This window comes from Pseudomonas sp. PLMAX (assembly GCF_046042685.1).
Classification (GTDB): domain Bacteria; phylum Pseudomonadota; class Gammaproteobacteria; order Pseudomonadales; family Pseudomonadaceae; genus Aquipseudomonas; species Aquipseudomonas putida_AE.
On record NZ_CP064949.1, the window covers coordinates 3,714,514 to 3,737,802 of the forward strand.

Below are 23,289 nucleotides of genomic sequence, written 5' to 3' on the forward strand. Positions count from 1 at the left end.
CGAAAAAGAGGACGAGATTTTCGTCCTCTTTCCAACTGTTGCTCAGGTTTCACACACCGCGGGTTGCAGGTCATCGCTTTTGCATGGCTCTTGCGACGTTTCCAGCAGCAACTGATCCACTACTTCGGCCAGGGCGGCATGAACATCCCCAGTGCTACGCAGGGCTCGTTGGTAAAGGTCTCGCTGCCGGTCTGCACTGGTGCCGTTGCGCAGAATTAGCCGGGCCTGGGCGAAGACGTTTTCCACACGCAGCTTGCGCGCCGTATCGCCAAGGATCTGCTGCGCCAGAAAAAGCCACTGCTCGGCCGAGAAGGTTCGATCGTACCCCTCAACAATGAATGACGCCTGTGTTCCATGGCGTTTCGCGCGCCAACGATTTTCCTTGAGGATCAAGCGGGACGTTTGCGAATAGGCCAACCCTGGTCGAGGTTGATCAATCGCATAGGCAACCAGCAAGCGAAACAATGAGGCAATGCACAAGGCATCTTCCAGCCGTGGGCAGGCATCCGTCATGCGCAATTCCAGGGTCGGATAGCGGCAAGCGGGCCGTAATCCCCACCAGCATTCGCTGGCCTGGGTGATGGTGCCGGTACGTATCAGCAAGGCGACGTAGGCGTCATAGGCAGGCGTATCCTCGAAGAACTCCGGAATGCCCATCCTCGGCCACTCGTCACAGGCTGTTTGCCGGTAGCTCATGAAGCCGCTGTCGGCACCGTCCCAAAAGGGCGACGAGCTGCTCAGTGCGAGCAAAAGCGGCGTCCACGGCAAGACTTCGTTCATGACCTGTATACGATCAAGGTGACTCGGAATTTCAACGTGTACATGCAGACCGCAAAGCAGACTACGCCGAGCGACCCGTTGATAGTCTGCAAACAGTTGAAGAAAGTGATGTTGCTCAGTGGGCTGTTGCACGCGCCAGTCAGCCAGAGGATGACTCCCTGCACAGAGCAGTCCCAGGTCATAAGACTCGAGCGAACGCCGCAGGCTTTTGCGAGCAGCCACAAGGTAGTCCCCTGCTTCATCCATGCAGGTGAAGATCGGCGAAGCCACTTCGATCTGGCCCTGGAACATCTCATAGGCGAAACAAGCCCCCATCGCCGCCTCGCACGCTTCAATCGAAGCCTTGGGTGGCTTATCGGTCATGCGCCGGGTGTCCAGATCGGTGATGAAGTATTCCTCTTCAATGCCGAACCTCAGCTGTCTGTCCATGGATGGGCCCTCAGTGATAGTCCTCTCCCGCTACGGCGCGCAGAAACGCCTCGTCCGCCTTAATTCGCAAATCGCGCCACTCTTGCCAACTGACAATGCGCTGGCGATCCATCTCATCCGATTGGCGCAGCAGTTCTTCGTGATAGGCATCGGGAGATTCCATGCGTAGCGCGATGTCATCGAGTGCTCGATGCCAGGCGTCCAGTGCACACAATCTTCGTTCCTGGGACGGCGTCAGCTGGTTCTTGAAGGCGTTCATGGCAGTGCAATCCCGGAGTCATTTCTGAATGGATCAACAGGGTTCGAGCCAGGTTCACGAGGGCCGACCAGAGGTGCCTGCTGCAAAAAGGGAGGCCGGCATTCGACCTCCCGCTTTGCATTTGACGCCTTAAGACGTGCCCAATCCGCGGGACAGATCCGCCGGTGGACTGGAGGCTGTGTGGCCATTCCCTTGCGGCTTCTCCACCTCTGTATGTTCCGTGGTTTTGGTTACCGTATCGCGCACCGCTTCGTAGCCCTCCCGCGCCTGCTGCTTGACCTTGTCGGCCAGCCCGGCGCTGGTCTTGCCCATGTAGCGCTGCTCGGTGGCCGTCGAGGGTAACGCCGCCCCCAGCATGGCTCCCAAGGCGATGCCCGCGGCGGCAACCATCAGCGGCTGTTCCTTGAGCAACTGGCTGACTTGATTGCTCATCACCTGCGTACTGCGCACCAGGCGGTCGCTGGCGTCATGTACGGCATGGCTGATGTTTTCGCCGGCAGCGCCCAGGTTGTCGCCCAGGTGCGCCGCTTTGTCTTTCACACTCTGGTAGCCCTCCTTCAAGGTGTCCGCCGTCTCGTGCAAATGCTCGCGCGCACTGTCGATGCCCTCGCCCAGGCCTTCGGTCCACTCCCCGACCTTGTTCCGTGTGGGGGCTACGGGATAAGCCGGACGAGGAGTCGGCGGACGGTTCTGGCTCATCATCAGCCATAACAGACCCACCGACGTCACTACCGCCGGGACGGGATTGTTGCGAACGCTGGTGCCCAGGTTGCTCAGGAACGTCGTGCCGTTGCTCTGCATGAAAGACAGCGCCTGGTCGAAAAACTGTCCCGGGGTGAATTTGCTTTCCAGCGCGTCGACGATGTTGCCGATGCTGGCACGCTGGGCATCGATTTCCCGCTCGATGGTCTCGGGGCTTTTCTGCGACTCGATGTCGAATTCAGTGGTCATGAGACTTTCCTCCGCAGCGCTTCCTGGTCTTTGTTCAAGGCGTCCAGCGTGCGATCAGGCTTGAAGTGGGACGGCTCGAACTGTTTTTTTCCGGACTGCAGCATGGCGAACCCCACGATCATCACCACGACACCAACGATGAGCGCAGCCAACCACGGCGCCATGAACATGCTCAAGGCGTAGACAGCGGACATCAGCAGGATGATGAACCCCGCCAGCAGCACGATCGCACCACCGGCGACACCGGCAATGCCGGCCTTCAGCGTCGTGAGGCTCTCCTGCAGCTCGGCCTTGGCCAACGCCAGTTCCTTGGTGAACAGCGCCGGCACTTCGCGAGTCAGCTGACGCAGCAGGCCGACGACCGAAGCGTCAGGCTCCGGGGTGGGCACCGGTCTGACGCCCGGCAAATCTTGATCTTCTCTGTTCATCACAGCGCTCCTTTATAGGGTGTGGAAGCGGGTGTCGAGTTCGTTGCGAAGTCTGATGGATGATCCTGTGCATTCGGCGAGGCCGGCGTGATGCCGGTGGCCAGGCCAGGGTTTTCATCAGTACGTGATGGAACGGAGGTTTCGTAGGGGCGTTGCGCGCCGAATCCACCTGACGGCGGCATTGAATGCCCTGCTGCCGGGTCGCCCGCATCGTTGAGCGTCGCTGCCGGCGCGGCCCCGGCCTTGAGAAAACGCGACAGGCCAAAGCCCAGCGCAATGCTGCCGGCAATGAACAGGGCCGGGTTGTTGCGCGCCAGCTCGGCGCCGTCATGCAGCAGCTGTTCCGCACTTTTCCCGCGCAGATTGCCCGCCAGCCCGCTCATGGACTCCGCCATGTCCGCGAGGTAGTCGGACATGCCCAGCCTGTCCTTGTCCTGCAGTTCTGAAACGAAGGATTTTGCCCCTTCGGCCAGTGCCTCTATCTGGTCTGCTGCCGTGTCACGGTATTGACCAAACTGTTCATCCGCCTGCTGTCTTGCTCCGCCAAGCGCCTCCGTTACGTTTTCCTTGAGGTGTTGAAAGTCTGGGGAGTCGGGTTTGTCTGCCTGGCTCCCGGTCGTGCTGTCTGCAGTATTCATGTCGTCCCTCGCCTTCTGATTGAAGAAAAAGCGTTAGCAGGGTTCGCCACGAATCAGCCGCAGCCCCCCCTACTGCTGATGACGGAGCGACGTCATGGGGAGTTCCAACAGAATGATGAGTGAGGGGTATATCTCGATCGGGCAGCAAATTTCCTGAACTGTTGCGCGCCGCAGGCTTCTATCGGTAGACCGCGTTGGTCATCCATCCCAGAACCTACTCCGGAGCGCTTGATCATGACGGATCAACCACAGAGCGACAGTGCATCAAGCCAAGAACGTCCCGCCAGCCGTGTCAGCGAGGGGCTGCCCTATCCGTTGGGCGCAACGTGGGACGGCTCGGGCGTCAACTTCGCGATTTTTTCCGCGAATGCCACGAAGGTCGAACTGTGCCTGTTCGACGCCGACGGCCAGGCAGAAATCGAGCGCATCGCCCTGCCGGAATTCACCAACGAGATCTGGCACGGCTACCTGCCCGACGCCCGGCCTGGAACACTGTATGGCTATCGGGTGCATGGCCCCTACGATCCGGCCAATGGTCACCGCTTCAACCCCAACAAATTGCTGATCGACCCCTACGCCAAGCAGATCTCGGGTGAACTGCAATGGGACGATGCGCTGTTTGGCTACACCGTCGGCCATGCAGACGGCGACCTGTCATTCGATGAACGCGACAGCGCACCTTTCATGCCCCGCTGCAGGGTCATCGACCCGGCCTTCACCTGGGGCAATAGCGCAAAACCCAACGTGCCTTGGGAAAATACGGTTTTCTACGAAACCCACGTACGCGGCTTCAGCAAACGTCATCCTTCGGTGCCAGAGCCTGATCGTGGCACCTTCGCCGCTTTCCACCAGAACGACGTGGTGGAATATATCCGCTCACTCGGTGTGACCTCCGTGGAACTGATGCCCGTGCATTACTTCCTCGATGACAACCACCTGCTGGAAAAAGGCCTGCGCAATTACTGGGGCTACAACACCCTGGGCTTCTTTGCCCCCCATGCGCGCTACATGGCGGGTCAGTCGATCGGCGAGTTCAAGATCATGGTCTCGCGCTTTCACAAGGCCGGGCTGGAGGTGATCCTCGATGTGGTCTACAACCACACGGCCGAAGGCAACGAGATGGGGCCGACCCTGTCGCTCAAGGGCATCGACAACGCCAGCTACTATCGACTGATGCCCGACGATGCGCGCTACTACATCAACGACACCGGTACCGGCAACACACTCAACATGAGCCACCCTTGCGTATTGCAGATGGTGACTGACTCCTTGAGATACTGGAGCTCGGAGATGGGCGTGGACGGATTCAGGTTCGATCTGGCGACCATCCTCGGTCGCGAGCCTGAAGGGTTCAGTGAGGGCGGTGGCTTTCTCGACGCCTGTCGCCAGGATCCGGTCCTGGCCAAGGTCAAGCTGGTCGCCGAACCTTGGGACTGTGGCCCTGGCGGTTATCAGGTGGGCAACTTCCCACCCGGGTGGATGGAGTGGAACGACAAGTTCCGGGACGTCTCCCGTGCCTTCTGGAAGGGCGACGATGACATGCTGGGCGACTTCGCCAAGATCTTTCTCGGCTCGGGCGAGCAGTTCAATCGGCGTGGTCGCAAGCCGGCTTCATCGGTCAATTTCATCACCGCCCATGACGGCTTTACCCTCAATGACCTGGTCTCCTACAACGAAAAGCACAACGAGGCCAACGGCGAAGACAACCGCGATGGGCACTCCGATAACAGGTCGTGGAACTGCGGTGTCGAGGGGCCGACCGAGGACCCTGAGATCATCGAACTGCGCTATCGGCAGATGCGCAACCTACTCGCCACGTTGTTCCTTGCACAGGGTACGCCCATGCTCCTGGCGGGAGACGAGTTTGCCCGGACCCAGGGCGGCAGCAACAATGCCTACTGCCAGGACAGCGAGATCGGCTGGATAGACTGGAATGTGAGTGAACAAAGCAGCGAGCTGCAAGAGTTTGTCCGCTACCTCATCGAGCTGCGCAACCGCCACCCATTGCTGCGGCGAAATCGTTTCTTCACGGGCGAGTATGACGAAAGCCTGGGCGTCAAGGACGTCAGTTGGTTGCAGCCGGGTGGCGAGGAAATGGGTGTGGAACAGTGGCATGACGGCAGCAACCGCTGCATGGGAATCCTGCTCGATGGACGTACCCAGACCAGCGGCATTCGCCGCGAAGGCGTGGATAAATCGCTGCTGATCATCGTCAACGCCCATCACGACGTGGTGAATTTCACCCTGCCGGAAGTGCCACAGGGCCAACAGTGGATTTTGCAGCTGGACACCAACCAGGCGCAGCTCGACCCTGGGGAATCGTTTTCGTTTGGCGATGAGTATCAGGTAACGGGCCGCTCGATGCTGATGTTCGAGCTGAAGAAACCTTCGACGAAAAAACGCAAGTAGGACGCCCCAGACAGGGGGATGTCCAGGCACGGCATTTGTGTACAACGCCGATAAACTGTAGGAGCTGGCTTGCCAGCGAAGGCGCCGGGTCAGTCGACATCGATGTTGAATGTCAGACCGCTTTCGCTGGCAAGCCAGCTCCTACAGGGGATCTTCGTCAGACCCGAGATCTTCGCAAAGCACGGAATTTGTGAACGACGCCGACCAATTGTGGGAGCCGGCCTGCCGGCGATGGCAGTAGGATGCCCCAGACAAGGGGATGTGCCAGGCACGGCATTTGCGTACAACGCCGATCAACTGTAGGAGCTGGCTTGCCAGCGAAGGCGCCGGGTCAGTCGACATCGATGTTGAATGTCAGACCGCTTTCGCTGGCAAGCCAGCTCCTACAGGGGATTTTTGCCAGGCATGGCATTTGTGTACGACGCCAATTGCCGTCACCCAATCACTCGCGCATACACTGATCTGTCGATGTTCCCCCCGGACAGAATCACACCCACCCTTTTGCCCCCCATCGTTTCACGCTCCTGTATAAGCGCTGCCAGGGCCGCCGCGCCTGCCCCTTCGGCGAGATTGTGGGTGTCGGTGTAATACACGCGCATGGCCTCGGCAATCTGCGCGTCTGTGACCGACACGATCCGCGCCGCACCTGCCGCATAGACGGCAAAGGCTTCAGCAATGGGCTTGCGCACGGCCAGGCCGTCGGCAAAGGTATCGGCTGACGCGGTTTCGCATATTGCACCCGCTTCAAACGACAACTTCGCGGCCGCCGCTTTACTTGAAACCACGCCCACCACCTCGGTTTTCAGGCCCAGCGCATCGCGGGCGGCGATGACCGCGCAGATGCCCGAGCCACAGCCAATCGGCACGTAGACGGTATCCAGGTCCGGCGCGGCCTTGAACAGCTCGAGCGCATAGGTCGCCACGCCTTTGACCAGCTCGGTGTGGAACGGCGGCACCAGGTAGAGGCCATGGGCGCTCGCCAGGCGGGCGGCCTCTTCCCGGGCCTCATCGAAATCGCGACCATACTCGACCACTTCACCGCCAAAGCCGCGCATGGCATTGTTCTTCTCCAGTGAGTTTCCCTGCGGCACGACAATCAGCGAGCGCAAACCCAGTGCGGTCGCCGCCAGCGCCAGGCTCTGGCCATGGTTGCCGCGGGTAGCGGTGACAATGCCCTGCGCCTCGGGATGGGTGCGCTTGAGCCAGTGCATGAAAGTAATGCCGCCTCGCACCTTGAAGGCACCGGTAGGCGTGTGGTTTTCGTGCTTGACCCACACCGTGCAACCCAAGCGCTCTGCCAGCAAGGGCCAGGCGTACTGCGCGGTGGCAGGCATTACCTGGTAGACCAGGCCGGCAGCTTGTTCGATATCGTCGCGAGTCAGTCTGTACATGAGGCGTCTCCCTGAGGTGTTGCCCAGTGTAGACACGGGCGCCACTGGCCGGCTTTCAGAAAACCGACCTGACTTTTGCGGCCTCTTTTCTCTACTATGGTGTTCATGAACCGTCACAACCGCCAGCAACCGCCCTTCCCGTCTGAACCGGTGCGCCGCATCGAGGCCGGGCCCTGGGCGATCGAACTACTGCCCGGCAGCGCCTACGCGACCCGCTATGTAGCGACTCAGTCGGCAATTGGCTTCGCTTTCGACAGCCAGCAAGGCCTGCACGCCATCGGCAGCGATCGGGTGTTGCCCTTCGTCGCGATGCCGAACGGCCTGGCGTTTGTCCCTGCGGGGTGTGATGTGTTGTCCGAATCCCCCACGGGCGGTGAGTACCTACGGGTGCTGCGCACCGACGGGTTGGCGCTGCCGGGGCATCGTGCCTTCAACAATCGCATCGATCCGCAAGCGACCGCCCTCGCCCTGCGCATGCGTGGCGCGCTTTTGCAGCCCAGAGTGGCGGACGATTGGGAGGCCTGGGCCCTCGCATTGGCTGAACGGGCCCAGGATGACGACGCGTTGTCGGCACCGCTGCAGGGCTCGATAACCGCCAGCCGCATGCGCTTGCTCGATGAATTCATCGACGCCGGCCTCGGCGGTCCGCTGGGTGTACAGGCGATGGCGCAACTGCTCGGATTGTCCGAAGGCTATTTCATGCGGGCCTTCAAGACCGCGACGGGTAGAAGCCCCCACAGTTACCTGATCGACCGCCGCCTCGCCAAGGCGCGGACCCTGATGCGCGACTCGACCGCGCGGCTGGCGGAGATCGCCCACGCCTGCGGTTTCAACTCCCAGGCGCACATGACGACCGCTTTCAAGCAGCGCCTTGGCGTGAGTCCGGCGCAGTTGCGTGAAAGCACGCGGTACTAGGCTCAAGCCAGCAGCTCGGTGATCCACCGGGCCTGCCGTGCAATCTCCTGCACCTTGTCCTCAGGCACCGCCTGCCGCGCCCGGCCGAAATGGCTCAGGGTCTTTTGCTTCACGCGCAGCATTCGCTGCCACTTGACCAGGAACGCCGGGCTGCGGGCCTGTATCTGCAGCGGGCCGAAGTACAGCTCCTCGGCGCTATACACCACCGGTCCGGTACGCTCGGCGACGATGATTTCGTAGTCGAAGCGATTTTCTCGCAGCACATCCTCCCAGAGGATGCGATAGCCATTGTCCATCAGCCATTGCCGCAGGGGCTGTTCGCCGCCATTGGGTTGCAGGATCAGGCGTTCCTGGCCGCTCAGGTGTGCCTTGCCGCTGTCGAGGATGTCGCGGATCGTCTCGCCACCCATGCCGCACAGGGTGATCGCCGTGATCCCGTCTCCCGGCTCGATCGCCGCCAGGCCATTGGCCAGGCGTACGGTGATCCGTTGCGCCTGGCCACTCTCGCGCACGGTGCGTTCGGCCGCGTGGAACGGCGTCAACGCCACCTCGCCGGCCACCGCCGCTGCGATGAGACCACGGCGCATCAACGCCACCGGCAGGTAGCCGTGATCCGAGCCGATATCGGCCAGGCGCGCCCCGACGGGCACATGCGCCGCCACGCGCTCCAGGCGCATGGACAATGTCTGTTCGTTCAACTGCAGCCCCTTTTTCACCGCGAACGTCCGGCACCTTTGGCCGAAACGGAGGCGATTCTGTCGGGTAATGCCGTGCATTTCAAATCCATGCGACAAGGGCGCCATGACTGTTGATCGGCCGCACGCCCGCCGGGGCCCCGGCCGTCTAGACTGATCAGGCACACCACAGGTTTCCAGCCGCCTGATCCAGGGGAAACGGGATGACCGCAATCACCGCGAGCCAATGCATGTCATGGGTCCTGCCCTCCCTTATCGCCATCAACCTGGTGCTGACGGCGGGATGTTCAGGCAAGTCGTCCACGGCCCGCTACTCGGCCTCGAACATGGGCTCAAGCTGCTATGCCAAGGCACTGCCCACTGCCGGCGAGGGTGGTCTCGCCTGGGGCAACACCTTGAGCATCGCGCGGCAGAAATCCTTGAATAACTGCATACGTTATGCCGGCCGGTCGGGTGGCACACCCCGTACCTGCCAGGTGGTATTGTCGGAGTGCAGGCATTGATCTGGCGGTGTTCGCTCCTGTAGGAGCGAGCTTGCTCGCGAAAAACGTCTGGACAACGCAGTCATTCAGACAGTTTGCGTCATCGTTGACGACCATCGCTGGCAAGCCAGGTTCTACAGCTTGACCGGGGTGCACCCGTGGAAGGCCGCCTTCGCTGGCAAGCCAGCTCTTACAGGGCCCTGGTCACGGCAATGCCCTTTCGTCCCAGTTGCTTGACCCCATACATCGCCTGGTCAGCCGCCTTGAGCAAGGTGTCGAGCGTCTGCCCATGCAACGGACACAGGGCAATGCCGATACTGCACGAGAGTGAAATCTCCCCCGCACTGGTAACGATTGACTGACCAATCGCCTCGAACATCTTCGAAGCCTTGACCTCGGCCATATCCGGGTCGGCCAGGTCGGTAACCAGCACCACGAACTCATCGCCGCCATAGCGGGCAACCGTGTCCCCCGTACGCGTGGCCCCCAGCATGCGACTGGCCAGCGCGCGCAAGACCTGATCGCCGACCTCATGGCCATACCGATCATTGATGTCCTTGAAATGATCCAGGTCGATCAACAGCACGGCAAACGGCACCCGGTCGCCCTTCCAGCGGGACAGCGCCTGCTCGAAACGTTCGGCAAACAGGTAGCGGTTGGGCAGATCGGTGAGCACATCATGGGTGGCCAGGTAGGCCGAGCGCAGGTGCTCGGCGTCTGCCCGCTCGAGCGCCTTGAAATGCCGGATCAGCAGCAGCGGGATCAGCACGAACGCCGCACCCAGTATCGCCAGGAGTGCCAAGGCTTGCCCGGTCAGGACGTCGGCCAGGCGCAACTGACGCTCGAACAGCAACGTCATCGGCTGCGAGGCACTGTGAATCTCCACCCGTTCTTCAAGCAGGGGCAGGAAAAAACCATCGATCAATCCGGCATCCGAGGTCCCCGTGGCGAAGACATGGCTTTCCGTGCCGGCGGCGGTCTGCAGCACCGCGCGGATGTGCACCCGCGAGTCGACGTTGGCATGAATCACGGCATCCAGCAGCGAGCCGGTCCTGATCAACAGCAAGGCGACCATGGTGCTGCCAAAGAAATTCGGTCGGGAGCTTTCGCGCACCCGTTCAGGCCGGTTGACCGATTGCATCAGAATGAACGCATCGCCGCCCTCGTACATGGAGAACACCGGCGAGACCACCGGCTTGGGATTGTTGTACGTGCGGGCCAGCGCATGGGACAGATAACCGACGGTTTCCAGCCTGACGCCGTAGATCGCATTGGCCTCCGACAGCACCGGGTACATGAACAGCACCGGCCAGGTCTCGCGCAGAAAGGCCTGGTGCCGGGCGGGTTGCCGAGTCAGGGTGGGAAAATCCTTGAGGGTGAAGTCCGGTCGCCAGGTGCGGCGCAGCAGCGCTTCGAAGGCTGCCTGTTCGGCCACCGGCACCGCGCGTGCCGCTTCGAGCATGTACAGATGCGGGTACGCCGACATCACCGCAGCGGCATAACGCGCCGCCGCTTCGGTATCGCTCTGGTCGACCGCCTGGAGAAAAGCGGAAAACCCGGCCAGTACCGCTTCGTTTGTGTCGAGCTGATTGCGCACGATGCCGGAAATGTTCTGCACGTATTCGGAAAAACGCGTTTCCCGCCGTTGCGTCTCGGACTTGAGCAACAACAGCGCAGACATGCCCATCAGGCCTACGGCCAGGAGAATGAAACCGGCGAAAGCACGGTGGCGTCTGGTCACTCGCGGCCCACCTCAGCGCTGCCCTTCTTTCTGCGCCGGGGCGGCATACCACTGGTCCCTGGGCACCCGCTTCTCAAAGTCCGGGTCGCCCAGATAGTGCGGCGACATGATCTGCACCTCGTACTCATTGAACACATCCTGGATATTGGCGTGCAACATGCTCAACAACACCGCGCGCGGGCGTGGCTGGCTGGGGATGGCCTGGGCCACGAGGCGGTATTCGGGATAGAAATCCGACAGGGCCGTCTGGAACACCTGCGCCGGTGGTTCAGTGAGGACGCCGGGAGTGCGCCGGGCCGCTTCCAGCAGCATCGCTTCGACCTGGCGCCACGGCGTGTCGTAGCCGATGGTCACCACAGTGTCGACCACGTAACCCGGGCCTTGCACGGTGCGCGAATAGTTCTTGGTGACCGTGGCGGTGATCATTGAATTGGGCAGCGTCAGCACCTCGCCCAGGCCGGTACGAATGCGCGTGGTGAACATGCCCAGTTCAGTCACCGTGCCTTCGTATTCGCCAATGCGCACGAACTCGCCGGGGCGCAAGGTGCGGGTGTAGGTCAGGATCAAACCGGCCGCCGCCTGCCCGACCACGCTGGTAGCACCCAGGGAAATCATCAGGCCGATCAGCACCGACAAGCCTTTAAACGCATCGGTGCCAGCGCCCGGCAGGTAGGGATAGGCCATCGCCAGGGCGAACAGCCAGATCGCCAGCGACGTCAGGCGTTGGGTCGGTTGCAAGGTTTCCTGGTTCAACCAGCTGAAGGTGCCGGGCGTGGCCATGCGCCGCAGGATCCGTCGGGCAAAGGCCGTGGTGCCCCGGGCAATGAAGAAGATTGCCAGGGCCACGCCCAGTCCCGGTATGGCGCCGACGATACCCTCGAACAAGTAACCTGCGACTTCCAGCAGGTAGTTGTTGAGGCTTTCACCCCAGGGCCGGGTGTAAGGAAACCGCGACAGGACAAAACCCAGCCATTCGTAGGTCAGCAGCAGCACGACCAGCCAGCGCAGTAACCCCAGCAAGCGGCTGACCAGCGGATACAGGTAGTTGGCATCGATCACCTGCACCCGCCCGACTTTCAGGGCCTGGGTGTGCCGGTGCATCAGGTCCGGCAGTTTCTTCAGCAAGCGGCGGCGCAGGTAGGCCATGCCCCAGAGCAAGGCGACATAAATACCGGTGGCAATCGCTGCGCCCGCCAGTGACCGGAAAATCAGATGCAGGCTGCGGGCTTCCCCGGTTTCGGCCACCACCTGGCGCAGCTTGTCGGCGGCACTTTCTGCCGCCTGCCTGACCGATTCGAACTCGCTGGCATCGACATCCTTTGGGGACACGATAAAAGCGCGCTTGGCACCCAGCAGCACCAGGTAGCTGTCCTGGACAGCATCGAGGGTGACCCGCAGGTCGTCCTCGTCATCCAGTGCTTCGTTGATCGCTGTCCTGGCCCGCTTGACCCGGGTCTGCGGCGTTTCACCCAGCAGCGCGCCACGAAACACCATGATGCTGCGATTGGCGATTTTCAGTTCCGCTGGCGTAGGTGCAGGATCCAGCGGTTTCGCCGCGTCCTCGGCCCACAGCAGTACCGACCAACACATCGCGAACATGACGATCAATGGGGTGAGCAGCCTGCTCCGCATGCATCGGTTTCCTTACGTCACAGGTTCTGGACAAGGGTACGTATCGCAGCGTAGTCCAGCGATGAGCGGTTGTCAGATAGGCGCCACTCAGTTGGGGTCGAGTAACCCACCGCTCCAGTTGCGCGACGGGCGGCTGCCGGTGAACTTCGCCACCCCCATGCCCTGGGCGATCAGGCGATCGCGATAGCGTGTGACCAGGCGCCCGGTCTGCTCGGCATACAGCACCACTTCGGAGGACGGATCGCCGGGGCGGCGCAGGATGCGTGCGAAGCGCTGACCTTGCTCGACCCGATCGCCCAGCTCCTTCTCGAAGATCAGCACCCCGGGCTGCGGCGCGAGAACGGTCTCCATGTGGCCCATCTCCAACGCCTCGACCGGCCAGTCGGCGGGCACCACCGTATCCTCAATGACCCCCTGGCCACAGAGCCAGGCGTAAAGCCCCTGGGCATCCTGTTCGGCGAAACGGTCGCTGACGTCGCCCTGCCCGCGCAGCTCCAGGGTCGCGGCCATGCGTTGCGCGGTCGTGCCCTCGCGCAGCCACGGGGCAATGATGGTTTCCTCGAAGGAGCCATCGTCGCCGTCATCCCAGATGATCGCCACGTCCATGCGCAGCGCCGCCGCCAGTTCACGGCCACGGGGCCAGAAACTGCGGTGCACATAAAGGTAGGGCAGCGCCTCGTCATCGGTGTGCAGGTCCAGCACCACATCCGCCGGCGCCGCCAGTTGCACCAGTTTCTGTTGCCACGCCTGGACGGCTGTAGAAGGTCGCTGCATCGCGGCCGACTGGTCGAAACCCCGGTTGAAGTTATGCCCGGTCGCATCGTGATAGCGCCCAAGAATCCGCCCCTGGCGAAACTGGTCGATGCCCAGCGGGTTGGCCTGTGGCACCACCGTCACACTGCCCTTGAGCCGGCCTTGCGACTCAGCCGCTTCAAGGCGTTGCATCAACAGATGCAGCACCAGCATGCCGGCGATTTCATCGGCATGCACCCCGGCCTGCAAGTGCACCTTCGGTCCACCTTTGGAACCCTCGAAGCGCCAGACTCCGACCTGCACCGGATCGCCATTGTTGTTGCGAACGCTGAACGAAATATCCTGCGCCATCCGTTTGTCCTCCTGTCATTGATCCGCGACACCCGTCCGGCCGCCATCGGGTTTGATCTCGTCCGCTTCGGGATAAAGGGGTTGCGACACGGAACATTCGGCGCCGACGACGTCCTGCGACGGGTGCCGACCGAAAATCATCGCCAGGGTGCCGCTGACTGCGATCAACCCGGCGCCGATCATCAACGACACATCCATCAGCGTGCCCCAGATCAGGCTCGACAGCAGGAAGGCCCAGATCAGCCCGGTGTATTCGAACGGCGCCAGCACGGTCGCGGTGGCGCGCTGGAAACTGGCGAACAGCAGGAATTGGCCGATGCCGCCCATCAGGCCGGCGCCGAGCATGCCCAGCCAGGCTGGAACCGGTGCCGGGGTATGGGTCCAAGGCAACGCCAGCGCCATGCAAATCACAAACACCACATTGGTGATCAGCATCTGCTCCAGCACCGAGGTCTGCTCGTCCACCTGGCGCAACTGGATATAGGTGAACGCCCAGCACATCGCCGCCAGCAGCGTCAGCACAATGGGCAGCGGATCGGCCATGTTGCTCGGGCGACAGGCGATCACCACCCCGATAAACCCGATGATCAGGGTGAACCACTGCCAACCGTTGACCCGTTCCTTGAGAATCGCCGTCGCCAGCACCGTGACCATGATCGGTGCCGAGAAATACAGGGTGGTCATCTCCGCCAGGGTCAGGTCGCGGGCCGCCGTGTAGTACAGCAGCCAGGCCGCGATCGACAGCAGGCCGCGCACCACCAGCAGCCGCCGGCTGGACGAGCGCCAGGCACGCCGCACCAGTTGCAGACGCCCGATCAGCAAACAGGCGAGCACCACCACCAGGGCGCGCCAGAACAGAATGGTGAACACCGAATAATCGGCCACCAGCCACTTGATGCCGGCGTCCTGCAAGGACAGGAACGCGTAGCCCAGGGTGCACAGGCCAATGCCTTGCAAGGAGCGGTCAACCATTGGCGTGCTTTTCATCAGGCGGACCTGCGAACCGGGGTGCCACGGCGCTCGAAGAAGGCGAACAGCGCCTCGATCAGGAACGTCAGGCACACGTAGACACCGGCCACCAGCAGCAACGGCTCATACACTTGCAGGGTTTGCGCGCGCACCACGTTGGCCGCGCCCAACAGATCGATCACGGCAATGGTCGAGGCCAGGGCCGTGGATTTGAGCAGCATCACGGTTTCCCCGGCCAGCGTCGGCAACAGCAGGCGCAGTGCCCGGGGCAAGCGCACCCGCAACAGGGTCTGGCGCGGGGTCATGCCAAACGCCGAAGCCGCTTCCATTTCGCCTTTGGGCACCGCCAGCAGGCCACCGCGGATCACTTCGCCGACATAGGCCCCCACCGACACCACCAGGGCGAACACGATGTACCAATAGCCGTCACGCAGGTACGGCCAGAGGAAACTGCCGCGAATCAGCGGGAACTGCGCAAACAGGCTGCCCAGGCCGTAGTAGAAAATGTAGATCTGGATCAGCAAGGGGGTGCCGCGGGTCACGCTGGTGTAGAACAGGCTGAGCTTGGCGATGACCTTGTTCTTCGAGATCCGCGCCAGCGCCACCAGCACCGCCAGGACAAAACCGAACACACTGGAAATCACCAGGATCAAAAGGGTCGTCTGCAGCCCTCGGACCAGCAGCGACGCGTATTCAACTATCCACGCTGGAATCATTTCATTCTCTCTGCCGATTTAGTCAGCAAGAGGCATCCAGCGACGAATGCGTCGCTCGAGCCGTCCCGACAGGTAGTTGGACGCCAGCGTCACCGCGTAGTACAGCGCCGCGGCCGTGAGGTAGAACAACAGGTAATGACGCGTCGAACCCGCCCCTTGCCGGGCGGTGTACAACAGCTCGTTGGTGCCGACCACGCTGATCAGGGCGCTGTCCTTGATCAGATTGATCCACAGGTTGGCCATGCCCGCCATCGCATAGGGCGCCATGATCGGCAGCGTGACGCGGCGGAACAAGCCGAAACCGTGCAGGCCGAAGGCTTTCGCCGCTTCGATCTGGCCGAAGGGAATGGCCTGGATCGCCGCCCGGAAAATCTCCGAGGCGTAAGCGCCCTGCACCAGGCCCAGCACCACGATCGCCGCCAGCGGCCCGCTGACATTCACCGCGTCGTAACCCAGGGTTGCCATCAGCGAGTTGAGCAGCATGGAGCCGACGTAGTACAGCAACAGGATCAGCAACAGCTCCGGCACCGCGCGGAACAAGGTCGTGTAGCCGCGAGCCAGCGCTGCAACGGGTCTTGGCCCACCCAACTTGAGGCAGGCCACCACCAGGCCGATGGCCAGCCCGACCACGAAGGCCCCGGCGGAGATCTGCAGGGTCATCCACAGGCCCTTGAGCAGCGCCGTGCCCCATCCCTGCTCGCTGAAACTGATCAAATCGAACATTGCTGGCATTTGAGTCTCCAGTCAGTGACCTCGAAGGCGCCACTTGCCCCCTGTGGGAGCGGGCTTGCTCGCGAAGGCGGTGTGTCAGTCGACATCATTGTTGAATGCCAATCCGCCTTCGCGAGCAAGCCGCCCCACAGGGGATATGTGTTCCGCCAGAGCTTCTATTCCAGGTCAGAACGCCGGCTTCACGCTCGTGCCGAAGTAGCTCTGGGACAAATCGTCATAGTCCTTGCTCGCCAGCAGCTCCTGGATGGCCTTGTCGAGTTTGGCCTTGAGCTCGGTGTCATCCTTGCGCAGGCCGGCACCCACGCCCTTGCCGAAGATCGGGTCGTACGGCACGGCGCCGAGGTAGGCCAGGTCCTTGGCGTCGGGGGTCTTGACGAAGGCGGCCATGGCGGTGCCGTCGGCCATCATCAGGTCGAGGCGCCCGGCAATCAGGTCGGCGTTGGCCGAGTCCTGGGTGTCGTAGTACTTCACGTCGGCGATTTTTTCGTAGTAGGTCTTCAGGTAGCTGGCGCTGACCGTGGAGTTCTGCACACCGATGGTCTTGCCCTTGAGGTCGTCCGGGTACTTCTTCACCGAAGCGTCCTTGGGCCCGACCACGGCGATGACCGAGTCGTAGTACGCCTTGCTGAAGGCAATCTGTTTTTCCCGCTCCTGGGTCACCGACATCGAGGAAAAGATCACGTCGATCTTCTTCGCCAGCAGCGACGGAATGATCCCGTCCCACGCCACTTCCTTGATCTCGCACTCGGCTTTCATTTCGCTGCACAGCTTGTGGATCAGGTCCACTTCAAAGCCCTTCCACTCGCCGTTGGCCTGTTTCTCGGTGTACGGCGGATAGGGTTCGGCGGCGACCGCGAAGCGGATCGGCTGGGCTTGTGCCGAACTCATGGCGGCCAGCAGCAAACAGCCGGCGCCGGTCAACCAGTGTGCAAAACGTCGATTTCCCATGGTGTTTTCCCGTCTTTTTATTGGTGTTAGCGAGTTTGATGAGCGTTGACGAATTGCCGGCAACGCTCGCTGCGTGGGTGTACGAACACTTCGTCCGGCGAACCGGTTTCCTCGATCAGCCCTTGATGCAGAAAGGCGACTTTGGACGAGACATCGCGGGCGAAGGCCATTTCATGGGTTACCAGGATCATGGTCCGACCTTCTTCGGCGAGAGAGCGGATCACCCGCAGCACTTCCCCGACCAGTTCCGGGTCGAGTGCCGAGGTGGGTTCATCGAACAGCATGACCTTGGGCCGCATGGCCAGGGCCCGGGCGATGGCCACCCGTTGTTGCTGTCCCCCGGAGAGAAACGCCGGGTACTCGTTGCGCTTGGCCGCAAGGCCCACCCGTTCGAGCAAGGCTTCGGCACGTTCGGTGGCCTCCGCCTTGCTCTCACGAAGGACCTGGGTCGGCGCTTCGATGAGGTTTTCCAGCACCGTGCGATGGGGCCAGAGGTTGAAATTCTGGAACACCATGCCCAGGCTCGAGCGGATGCGCACCAGCTGTTTGGCGTCAGCCACCAGCGGTGCGCCGGGTCGGGTGTGGTTCAGGTGAATGCTTTCGCCGTCCACCAGGATGCGCCCCTGGTCCGGCACTTCGAGCATGTTGATGCAGCGCAGCAAGGTGCTTTTGCCCGAGCCGCTGGCGCCGATCAGCGAGATTACCTCGCCTTCGCGGGCCGTCAGGGACACGCCCTTGAGCACCTCGATGTTGCCAAAACGTTTGTGCAGGCGGTCGACTTCGATCATGGTTCGCGCAGTGACCGGCTCCCTGACTGGTTCGCTCGACACGCGGCTGATCACAGGCTTGGGTGCTGGCGCTTGCAACGCCTGGACAAAATCGCGGATACGCTGGGAGGCCTTGGCCAATACCAGGGACTCGGCATGCGCGACCAGGGCGGGATCAGCGACGATCCAGGCCATGGCCCAATCGGCCATCGGGTGGGATTTCGCCAGGCTGCCGATCACCACGCAACGCTCGGCCATGCCCGGCGCTGCTGCAAGGCTAAGGTGTGGATGCTGCAGCGTCAGGTCGTCATGGACCTCGTCGATCACCACCCACAGGTCATGGGCGATGGCGAGTCCGGCGATGGCTTGCAAGGCTTCAGGGTTGCGCTTCGGGCCGGACAGGTAAATTGCCCGGGTCCGCGGGGTAATCGCCTTGGCCAGCGCTGTGGCATCCGCCGAGATCGCCACCTGCACCAGCTTGACGCCGCAGGCCTTGAGCGACGCCTCACAGGTCAGGACCATCGGATCGAGGACAATCACCTCGTCACCTGCGGCCAGCAGGCACATCGACGTGACAAACAAGGCGTTCTGCGCCCCGTCCAGCGTGATCACGCTCGCGGTCTTCGGCTCTCGATTGAGCTGCTTGCCGTAGTGGTCGGCAAGCGCTTCGCGCAAGGCAAGTCGGTCGGTAGATTCGCTGTTGTGTGTGTCACCTTCAGCAGGCACATCAAGAGCGGCATCGGTGATGAAATCCGCGGTGCCAACACCGGGCGTCCGCTCAACAAAGGGTGAAAACCGCATGCCAGTGCCTCGTTCAATATGAAGAAACGCAAGCCCGCAACCAGCCGGGAGAGAAGGTGGAACGAACATAGTCCAAGCTGAACACTCGTTCAACAGAAAACTGTCGAGGGTTCGCGTTCAGCGTAAACAGGTCGTTTTTGCGACAGTCGCGACGTTTTTGCGTACCGACTCTCCAGGCCCATGCAGAAGGCATACAGACGGCTATGCTGCTGTGATGTCCTTTGGTTGGAAAACACCCAATGCAATCAGGTACATCCACACGGATGCGGCATGGTCGACTGCTGCTGCTTGGGGTAGCGGTCCTTGGCGGGTGCGTTCGGCTGGGTCCGGACTTCCAGCCGCCCGGCGAACCCTGGGTCGACCACTGGAACACCCCGGCCCTTGAACACGCCAGTCAACGCGCGCAGTACCCGGACATCCGCCAGTGGTGGCAGATCTTCGCCGACCCGGTGCTCGACCGCCTGATTGCCGAGTCGGACGCGCACAACTCCAGCCTGAAGATCGCCGGCCTGCGGGTGATGGAAGCCCGCGCACAATTGGGCATCGCCGAGAGCGGGCGCTACCCGCAGCTGCAACAGATCGCCGCTGACAGCGTGTACATCGACCGCCATCAGTCCGGCGGGGATAACCCGGTGGACAGCCATTTATGGCAACACAGCGCCGGGTTCGATGTCGGTTGGGAGCTGGACTTCTGGGGTCGCTTCGCCCGTGCCATCGAGGCCGCCGATGCCAGCTATTTCGCGTCTGAAGCCAACTACGACGACGTGCTGGTCCTGCTGCGGGCGCAAGTCGCCGACAGCTATTTTTTCCTGCGCACCACCGAGGCGCGCCTGCGCGTCGCCAATGCAAACGCCAAGCAGCAACATCGCAACTACGAGATCACCGAGAAGCTGTTCAACAGCGGCCAGACCGCCGAACTCGACCTGCAACAAGCCAAGACCCAATACCTGGGCACGTTGAGCACCATCCCCCTTCTGGAAGATCAGCTCCATCGCACCCGCAATGCGTTGGCCGTGTTGATCGGCCAGGCACCCGGTGCGCTGCCACTGGTGGTCGACAACACCCGGTTGATCCCGCTGGTGGATCGCGCCGTGCTGCAGGATGTGCCGGCCAACCTGCTGCTGCGCCGGCCCGATGTGCGCGCCGCCGAGCTGAATGTCGCGGCGCAGTCGGCGCTGGTCGGGGTGGCCGAAACCGATTACTACCCGGCCCTGACGTTGCTGGGCAGCATCGTCTGGTCCACCGATTCCTTGAGCGCAACCTCGCGCAGCCTCGACCTGATTGGCGGGCCGAGCCTGCGCTGGAACGTGTTCGACTATGGCCGCATCGCCAACAACATACGCGTGCAGGATGCGCGCTTGCAGCAGTTGATCGAAGCCTATCGCGACAAGGTTCGCCAGGCTGCACGCGAAGCGGATGACGCCGCCAACGGCCTGACCCGCTCCCTGCAGCGCGAACGCATCCTGCGCGAGGCCGAAAGCGCCGCACAACGTTCGCTGGCCCTGGCCAACACGCTGTACCGCGAAGGTTACTCGGACTTCCAGCGGGTGCTGGACGCCCAGCGCGCGCTGCTCGAACTCCAGGACAATTACCTGGTCAGCCGTGGCGATGCGGTGAGCAATGTGATTGCCCTGTACAAGGCGTTGGGCGGCGGTTGGTACAGCGCCCAGCCCAGGGTCGATGCCGCCACGCGCCAGCAAATGGAACAACGGACTGACTGGGGCGACCTGCTCAACGATCCACCGGCTGAGCAGCCTGCCTCCCCCTTGCCCAATCAGGTGAAAAAACCATGACTGAAGCCGCGCCCTCCCCTCAGCCAGCGCAGCCTGCCGCCGATCCCGCGAAAAAAGGCATCAAGTGGGTGTTACTGCTGATCGTTTTCAGCCTGGCCTGGTACCTGTTGGCTGACCGTTTCACACCGTACACCCAGCAGGCACGGATGGGCGCGTTCGTGATTCCGGTGGCGGCGGAAGTCGCCGGCCGGGTGATCCGCGTCAATGTGCGCAATAACCAGGACGTGAAGGCTGGCGAGGTGATTTTCGAGGTGGACCCGCAGCCCTACCAGATCGCCGTTGACCGTGCGCGTGCCGATCTGGAATCGACTCGCCGGCAGATCGGCGCCAGCACCGCCGGTATCGCCTCGGCCCAAGCCAGCCTGCGCGCGGCACAAGCCAACGAACTCAAGGCAAAACAGGATAACCAGCGGTTGGAAGGCTTGTACCGTGAAGACCCCGGGACCGTTTCCGTGCGCCTGCTGGAGGTTTCCCGCGCCGCCCGCGAAGCGGCGACCAGCCAGGTCGCCGCTGCCCGCGCTGAAGTCCAGCGTGCGAAGGAGCAGGAAGGTGGCAAAGAGGAAGACAACGCCCTGCTGCGCAGCGCCGCCACCGCCCTGTCAAAAGCCGAACTGGATCTTTCCAACACGCAGATCCGCGCCCGTTCGGCCGGGTTGATCACCGACCTGCGCACCGACGTCGGCCAGTTCGCCGCGGCCGGCAACCCGGTCATGACCCTGATTGCAATCCACGATGTCTGGATCAGCGCCGACATGACCGAGAACAACCTCGCCCTGGTCAGGCCCGAGACCCCGGTGTCCATTGCCCTCGATGCGCTGCCCGGCGAAGTGTTCCAGGGCCGGGTGCGCAGCGTCGGCTACGGCGTCAGCGTGGGCACCCCGGCTGCGCCCGGCAGCCTGCCGACGGTGCAGAACAGCCGTGACTGGCTGCGCCCCGCCCAGCGTTTTCCGGTGATCATCGAGTTCTCGGCCGAATCCTTGTCGATGCTCAAGGACAACCGCGCGATCCGCTCCGGTGGCCAGGCCGAAGTCATGGCCTTCCCTACCGAAGGCAACGTGCTCAATCCACTGGGCCGGTTGTTCCTGTGGCTGATGAGCTGGCTGTCGTATGCCTACTAAGCGTTCGCCGAGGGTGCAGCGCGCGCTGCGCCTGGCCAGTGGCACTGCGCTGTGCCTGGCAGTGAGTTTTGGCCTGGGGATGCCGATCCCGTTCCTGGCGCCGGTGCTGGGAGCCTTGTTGCTGGTCAGCATCAATCGTCCGCTGCCATTCAAGGCCACCCTGGTGCTGGCGCTGACCGCCATGCTGACCACCGGCATCGGCCTGCTGCTGATCCCGCTGCTGCGTTACTACGCCTTCAGCGGCGTGCTGCTGATCGGCCTCGGCCTGCTGATGGTTTTCCGGTATGGCCAACGGGGCGGCAACAACCTGGTGGTGACCTTCCTGGTGATCGGCCTGACCATGATCCCCGCGGCCGGCGTCGCCGACTTCGGCCTGGCGGCGACGGTGATCAAGGCGCTGACCAGCGGCTTGCTCCTGGCGGTCCTGATCGGCCGAGTCAGTCACTGGCTATTCCCCGAACCGGCCAATACCCCGACGCCCCCCACCCGCCCCGGCTCTATCCACCGAAAACGTCGACCGGGTGGCGTTGCGCGCAACCCTGATCGTAATGCCGACGTTTCTGCTGGCCCTGATCGACCCCGCCAGCTACATGCCGATCGTGCTCAAGGCCGTGAGCCTGGGACAGCAGAGCTCCACCACCAACGCCCGCGACGCCGCCCGCGAGCTGATAGGCTCGACCTTGCTCGGCGGCCTGTTGGCCATTGCGTTCTGGAGCGCACTGACGGTCTTTGTGCACCTGTGGATGTTCTTCCTGTGGATGCTGCTGTTCGCCCTGATCCTGGCGCGCAAGCTCTATGGCCTGAGCCCGGGGCGGTTCAGTCCGGGTTTCTGGCTCAACACCTTGGTCACCCTGATTATCCTGCTCGGGCAATCGGTGCAGGACAGCCTGGCGGGCAAGGACGTCTACACCGCTTTTGCGGTGCGCATGGGGCTGTTCATCGCCGTGACGCTGTATGCCTGCCTGATGGTGTATTTGCTGGATCAGCGGCAAAACACCAGCCTCGCCTCTACAGATTTAGTTTGATCATGGATTAACCTGATACCCCTTGCCCTGCAAGCAACTGGTATACGCCGTCGAAGTGGTCGCGGCGTTGGTTTTCTCCTGCTCCCGGCGCTCCTGGCGCTGGCGCGAACCGCCGACCACAACACCTGCCGCCGCCGTTTGCTTGGCGCGGTCCTGTCGGTAGTCCTGCTTGTTATCGTCATCGACACGATCATAAAACTCGTCATGCTGACGCCCGCGCACCTGGGCCCCGGCCGCACCGGCCGCAGCGCCCACCGCGGCGCCCTTCAACCGTCCGCCCGACGGTGTCGACGTGGTCGATGCACTACTGGCGGCGATGCTGTTGCATTCATTGATATCCAGTTGGGTCTGTTGCGAAGTCTGGCCCTTCAGCGGTACTACCGTCTGGGCCCAGCCCTGGGCACTGACAAACGCCAGTGCGACGCACAGGCCGATGGGTGACAACCTTTTCATGATGATCTCCTGATGGGCATGATTCACCCGAAAGAGTGTAGTTCAGCCCTCCTCGCCTAACTGCTCCAGTTCGGGGGGGTTAAGGAATTCGAGGTTTGGGGGAGTCAAGCGCT

The 23,289-nt window shown here is 62.3% G+C and carries 21 protein-coding genes and 2 pseudogenes; 6 read left to right on the forward strand and 17 right to left on the reverse strand.

What is annotated here, in order from left to right:
* Window positions 1-42 precede the first annotated feature (42 nt).
* The 5 genes from DKB71_RS17070 to DKB71_RS17090 all read right to left on the reverse strand — a co-directional run bounded on the left by DKB71_RS17070 (window position 43) and on the right by DKB71_RS17090 (window position 3,485).
* Window positions 43-1,209 (reverse strand): carboxylate-amine ligase, encoded by a 1,167-nt coding sequence (locus DKB71_RS17070; protein WP_323608987.1) that lies wholly within the window; start codon window positions 1,207-1,209, stop codon window positions 43-45.
* 10 nt (window positions 1,210-1,219) lie between these two features.
* A complete protein-coding gene (locus DKB71_RS17075) occupies window positions 1,220-1,468 on the reverse strand; it encodes a hypothetical protein (RefSeq protein WP_274075715.1) in 249 nt (82 codons plus the stop codon).
* 129 nt (window positions 1,469-1,597) lie between these two features.
* Entirely contained in the window at window positions 1,598-2,419 is an 822-nt protein-coding gene (locus DKB71_RS17080) for a DUF3618 domain-containing protein (RefSeq protein ID WP_408596075.1), read from the reverse strand.
* On the reverse strand, window positions 2,416-2,847 hold the full coding sequence (locus DKB71_RS17085) for a phage holin family protein (RefSeq protein WP_274075717.1): 432 nt from the start codon (window positions 2,845-2,847) through the stop codon (window positions 2,416-2,418). The genes DKB71_RS17080 and DKB71_RS17085 overlap by 4 nt, the downstream gene beginning before the upstream one ends.
* Window positions 2,847-3,485: a hypothetical protein gene (locus tag DKB71_RS17090; RefSeq protein ID WP_408596077.1), complete on the reverse strand. Its 639-nt coding sequence runs from the start codon at window positions 3,483-3,485 to the stop codon at window positions 2,847-2,849. Before DKB71_RS17090 ends, DKB71_RS17085 begins: the two co-directional genes overlap by 1 nt.
* A gap of 234 nt (window positions 3,486-3,719) precedes the next feature.
* Between DKB71_RS17090 and glgX the strand changes: the two genes are divergently transcribed.
* Entirely contained in the window at window positions 3,720-5,894 is a 2,175-nt protein-coding gene (gene glgX / locus DKB71_RS17095; RefSeq protein ID WP_274075719.1) for a glycogen debranching protein GlgX, read from the forward strand.
* Between the two features lie 434 nt (window positions 5,895-6,328).
* Here the strand turns inward: glgX and DKB71_RS17100 are convergent, their stop codons facing one another.
* The gene (locus DKB71_RS17100) at window positions 6,329-7,285 is read right to left on the reverse strand and encodes a threonine dehydratase (protein WP_408596079.1); all 957 of its coding nucleotides are present in this window, start codon (window positions 7,283-7,285) and stop codon (window positions 6,329-6,331) included.
* A gap of 96 nt (window positions 7,286-7,381) precedes the next feature.
* Here DKB71_RS17100 and DKB71_RS17105 point away from each other — a divergent pair, with 96 nt between their 5' ends.
* Complete coding sequence (locus DKB71_RS17105; protein WP_408601117.1) at window positions 7,382-8,200, forward strand: helix-turn-helix transcriptional regulator; 819 nt, start codon at window positions 7,382-7,384, stop codon at window positions 8,198-8,200.
* 2 nt (window positions 8,201-8,202) lie between these two features.
* Here the strand turns inward: DKB71_RS17105 and DKB71_RS17110 are convergent, their stop codons facing one another.
* Window positions 8,203-8,898, reverse strand: coding sequence for a tRNA (adenine(22)-N(1))-methyltransferase (locus DKB71_RS17110; RefSeq protein ID WP_408596081.1), 696 nt, complete (start codon window positions 8,896-8,898; stop codon window positions 8,203-8,205).
* 200 nt (window positions 8,899-9,098) lie between these two features.
* Between DKB71_RS17110 and DKB71_RS17115 the strand changes: the two genes are divergently transcribed.
* Complete coding sequence (locus DKB71_RS17115; RefSeq protein ID WP_274075723.1) at window positions 9,099-9,398, forward strand: hypothetical protein; 300 nt, start codon at window positions 9,099-9,101, stop codon at window positions 9,396-9,398.
* Between the two features lie 169 nt (window positions 9,399-9,567).
* Here the strand turns inward: DKB71_RS17115 and DKB71_RS17120 are convergent, their stop codons facing one another.
* The 9 genes and pseudogenes from DKB71_RS17120 to DKB71_RS17160 all read right to left on the reverse strand — a co-directional run.
* Window positions 9,568-11,064, reverse strand: coding sequence for a diguanylate cyclase domain-containing protein (locus DKB71_RS17120; protein WP_408601118.1), 1,497 nt, complete (start codon window positions 11,062-11,064; stop codon window positions 9,568-9,570).
* Window positions 11,065-11,130: 66 nt separating this feature from the next.
* Window positions 11,131-12,750 carry a mechanosensitive ion channel family protein gene (locus tag DKB71_RS17125; protein WP_408596083.1) on the reverse strand — a complete coding sequence of 540 codons (1,620 nt, stop codon included), beginning with the start codon at window positions 12,748-12,750 and terminating at the stop codon, window positions 11,131-11,133.
* 87 nt (window positions 12,751-12,837) lie between these two features.
* Entirely contained in the window at window positions 12,838-13,854 is a 1,017-nt protein-coding gene (locus DKB71_RS17130; protein WP_408596085.1) for a succinylglutamate desuccinylase/aspartoacylase family protein, read from the reverse strand.
* Window positions 13,855-13,869: 15 nt separating this feature from the next.
* Window positions 13,870-14,841 (reverse strand): DMT family transporter, encoded by a 972-nt coding sequence (locus tag DKB71_RS17135; RefSeq protein WP_274075727.1) that lies wholly within the window; start codon window positions 14,839-14,841, stop codon window positions 13,870-13,872.
* Window positions 14,841-15,539: an ABC transporter permease subunit gene (locus tag DKB71_RS17140; RefSeq protein WP_323608995.1), complete on the reverse strand. Its 699-nt coding sequence runs from the start codon at window positions 15,537-15,539 to the stop codon at window positions 14,841-14,843. Before DKB71_RS17140 ends, DKB71_RS17135 begins: the two co-directional genes overlap by 1 nt.
* Window positions 15,540-15,557: 18 nt before the next feature.
* Window positions 15,558-16,271 (reverse strand): ABC transporter permease, encoded by a 714-nt coding sequence (locus DKB71_RS17145; RefSeq protein ID WP_274075729.1) that lies wholly within the window; start codon window positions 16,269-16,271, stop codon window positions 15,558-15,560.
* Window positions 16,272-16,436: 165 nt separating this feature from the next.
* Window positions 16,437-17,219 (reverse strand): transporter substrate-binding domain-containing protein, encoded by a 783-nt coding sequence (locus DKB71_RS17150; RefSeq protein ID WP_274075730.1) that lies wholly within the window; start codon window positions 17,217-17,219, stop codon window positions 16,437-16,439.
* 26 nt (window positions 17,220-17,245) lie between these two features.
* On the reverse strand, window positions 17,246-18,007 hold the full coding sequence (locus DKB71_RS17155; RefSeq protein ID WP_235431873.1) for an ATP-binding cassette domain-containing protein: 762 nt from the start codon (window positions 18,005-18,007) through the stop codon (window positions 17,246-17,248).
* A gap of 132 nt (window positions 18,008-18,139) precedes the next feature.
* Window positions 18,140-18,856: pseudogene (locus DKB71_RS17160) on the reverse strand (aminotransferase class I/II-fold pyridoxal phosphate-dependent enzyme); the annotation flags it as partial.
* Window positions 18,857-19,026: 170 nt separating this feature from the next.
* Between DKB71_RS17160 and DKB71_RS17165 the strand changes: the two are divergent.
* The 3 genes and pseudogenes from DKB71_RS17165 (at window position 19,027) to DKB71_RS17175 (ending at window position 22,723) form a co-directional block, all read left to right on the forward strand.
* A complete protein-coding gene (locus DKB71_RS17165) occupies window positions 19,027-20,580 on the forward strand; it encodes a TolC family protein (protein WP_323608997.1) in 1,554 nt (517 codons plus the stop codon).
* Window positions 20,577-21,698 (forward strand): HlyD family secretion protein, encoded by a 1,122-nt coding sequence (locus tag DKB71_RS17170; RefSeq protein WP_408596089.1) that lies wholly within the window; start codon window positions 20,577-20,579, stop codon window positions 21,696-21,698. The genes DKB71_RS17165 and DKB71_RS17170 overlap by 4 nt, the downstream gene beginning before the upstream one ends.
* Window positions 21,688-22,723 (forward strand): annotated as a pseudogene (locus DKB71_RS17175) (DUF2955 domain-containing protein). The gene DKB71_RS17170 and the pseudogene DKB71_RS17175 overlap by 11 nt, the downstream one beginning before the upstream one ends.
* On the opposite strand, the gene DKB71_RS17180 reads toward DKB71_RS17175, so the two are convergent.
* Window positions 22,724-23,176 (reverse strand): hypothetical protein, encoded by a 453-nt coding sequence (locus tag DKB71_RS17180; protein ID WP_408596091.1) that lies wholly within the window; start codon window positions 23,174-23,176, stop codon window positions 22,724-22,726.
* Window positions 23,177-23,289 lie beyond the last annotated feature (113 nt).

Bases quoted from the DNA above. Each gene is read 5' to 3' on its own strand.
- DKB71_RS17090 (WP_408596077.1), bottom strand. From the start codon at position 3,485: ATGAATACTGCAGACAGCACGACCGGGAGCCAGGCAGACAAACCCGAC.
- glgX (WP_274075719.1), top strand. From the start codon at position 3,720: ATGACGGATCAACCACAGAGCGACAGTGCATCAAGCCAAGAACGTCCC.
- DKB71_RS17140 (WP_323608995.1), bottom strand. From the start codon at position 15,539: ATGATTCCAGCGTGGATAGTTGAATACGCGTCGCTGCTGGTCCGAGGG.
- DKB71_RS17135 (WP_274075727.1), bottom strand. From the start codon at position 14,841: ATGAAAAGCACGCCAATGGTTGACCGCTCCTTGCAAGGCATTGGCCTG.
- DKB71_RS17100 (WP_408596079.1), bottom strand. From the start codon at position 7,285: ATGTACAGACTGACTCGCGACGATATCGAACAAGCTGCCGGCCTGGTC.
- DKB71_RS17145 (WP_274075729.1), bottom strand. From the start codon at position 16,271: ATGCCAGCAATGTTCGATTTGATCAGTTTCAGCGAGCAGGGATGGGGC.
- DKB71_RS17085 (WP_274075717.1), bottom strand. From the start codon at position 2,847: ATGAACAGAGAAGATCAAGATTTGCCGGGCGTCAGACCGGTGCCCACC.
- DKB71_RS17130 (WP_408596085.1), bottom strand. From the start codon at position 13,854: ATGGCGCAGGATATTTCGTTCAGCGTTCGCAACAACAATGGCGATCCG.
- DKB71_RS17120 (WP_408601118.1), bottom strand. From the start codon at position 11,064: ATGGGCATGTCTGCGCTGTTGTTGCTCAAGTCCGAGACGCAACGGCGG.
- DKB71_RS17080 (WP_408596075.1), bottom strand. From the start codon at position 2,419: ATGACCACTGAATTCGACATCGAGTCGCAGAAAAGCCCCGAGACCATC.
- DKB71_RS17150 (WP_274075730.1), bottom strand. From the start codon at position 17,219: ATGGGAAATCGACGTTTTGCACACTGGTTGACCGGCGCCGGCTGTTTG.
- DKB71_RS17125 (WP_408596083.1), bottom strand. From the start codon at position 12,750: ATGCGGAGCAGGCTGCTCACCCCATTGATCGTCATGTTCGCGATGTGT.
- DKB71_RS17075 (WP_274075715.1), bottom strand. From the start codon at position 1,468: ATGAACGCCTTCAAGAACCAGCTGACGCCGTCCCAGGAACGAAGATTG.
- DKB71_RS17165 (WP_323608997.1), top strand. From the start codon at position 19,027: ATGCAATCAGGTACATCCACACGGATGCGGCATGGTCGACTGCTGCTG.
- DKB71_RS17155 (WP_235431873.1), bottom strand. From the start codon at position 18,007: ATGATCGAAGTCGACCGCCTGCACAAACGTTTTGGCAACATCGAGGTG.
- DKB71_RS17070 (WP_323608987.1), bottom strand. From the start codon at position 1,209: ATGGACAGACAGCTGAGGTTCGGCATTGAAGAGGAATACTTCATCACC.
- DKB71_RS17180 (WP_408596091.1), bottom strand. From the start codon at position 23,176: ATGAAAAGGTTGTCACCCATCGGCCTGTGCGTCGCACTGGCGTTTGTC.
- DKB71_RS17115 (WP_274075723.1), top strand. From the start codon at position 9,099: ATGACCGCAATCACCGCGAGCCAATGCATGTCATGGGTCCTGCCCTCC.
- DKB71_RS17170 (WP_408596089.1), top strand. From the start codon at position 20,577: ATGACTGAAGCCGCGCCCTCCCCTCAGCCAGCGCAGCCTGCCGCCGAT.
- DKB71_RS17105 (WP_408601117.1), top strand. From the start codon at position 7,382: ATGGTGTTCATGAACCGTCACAACCGCCAGCAACCGCCCTTCCCGTCT.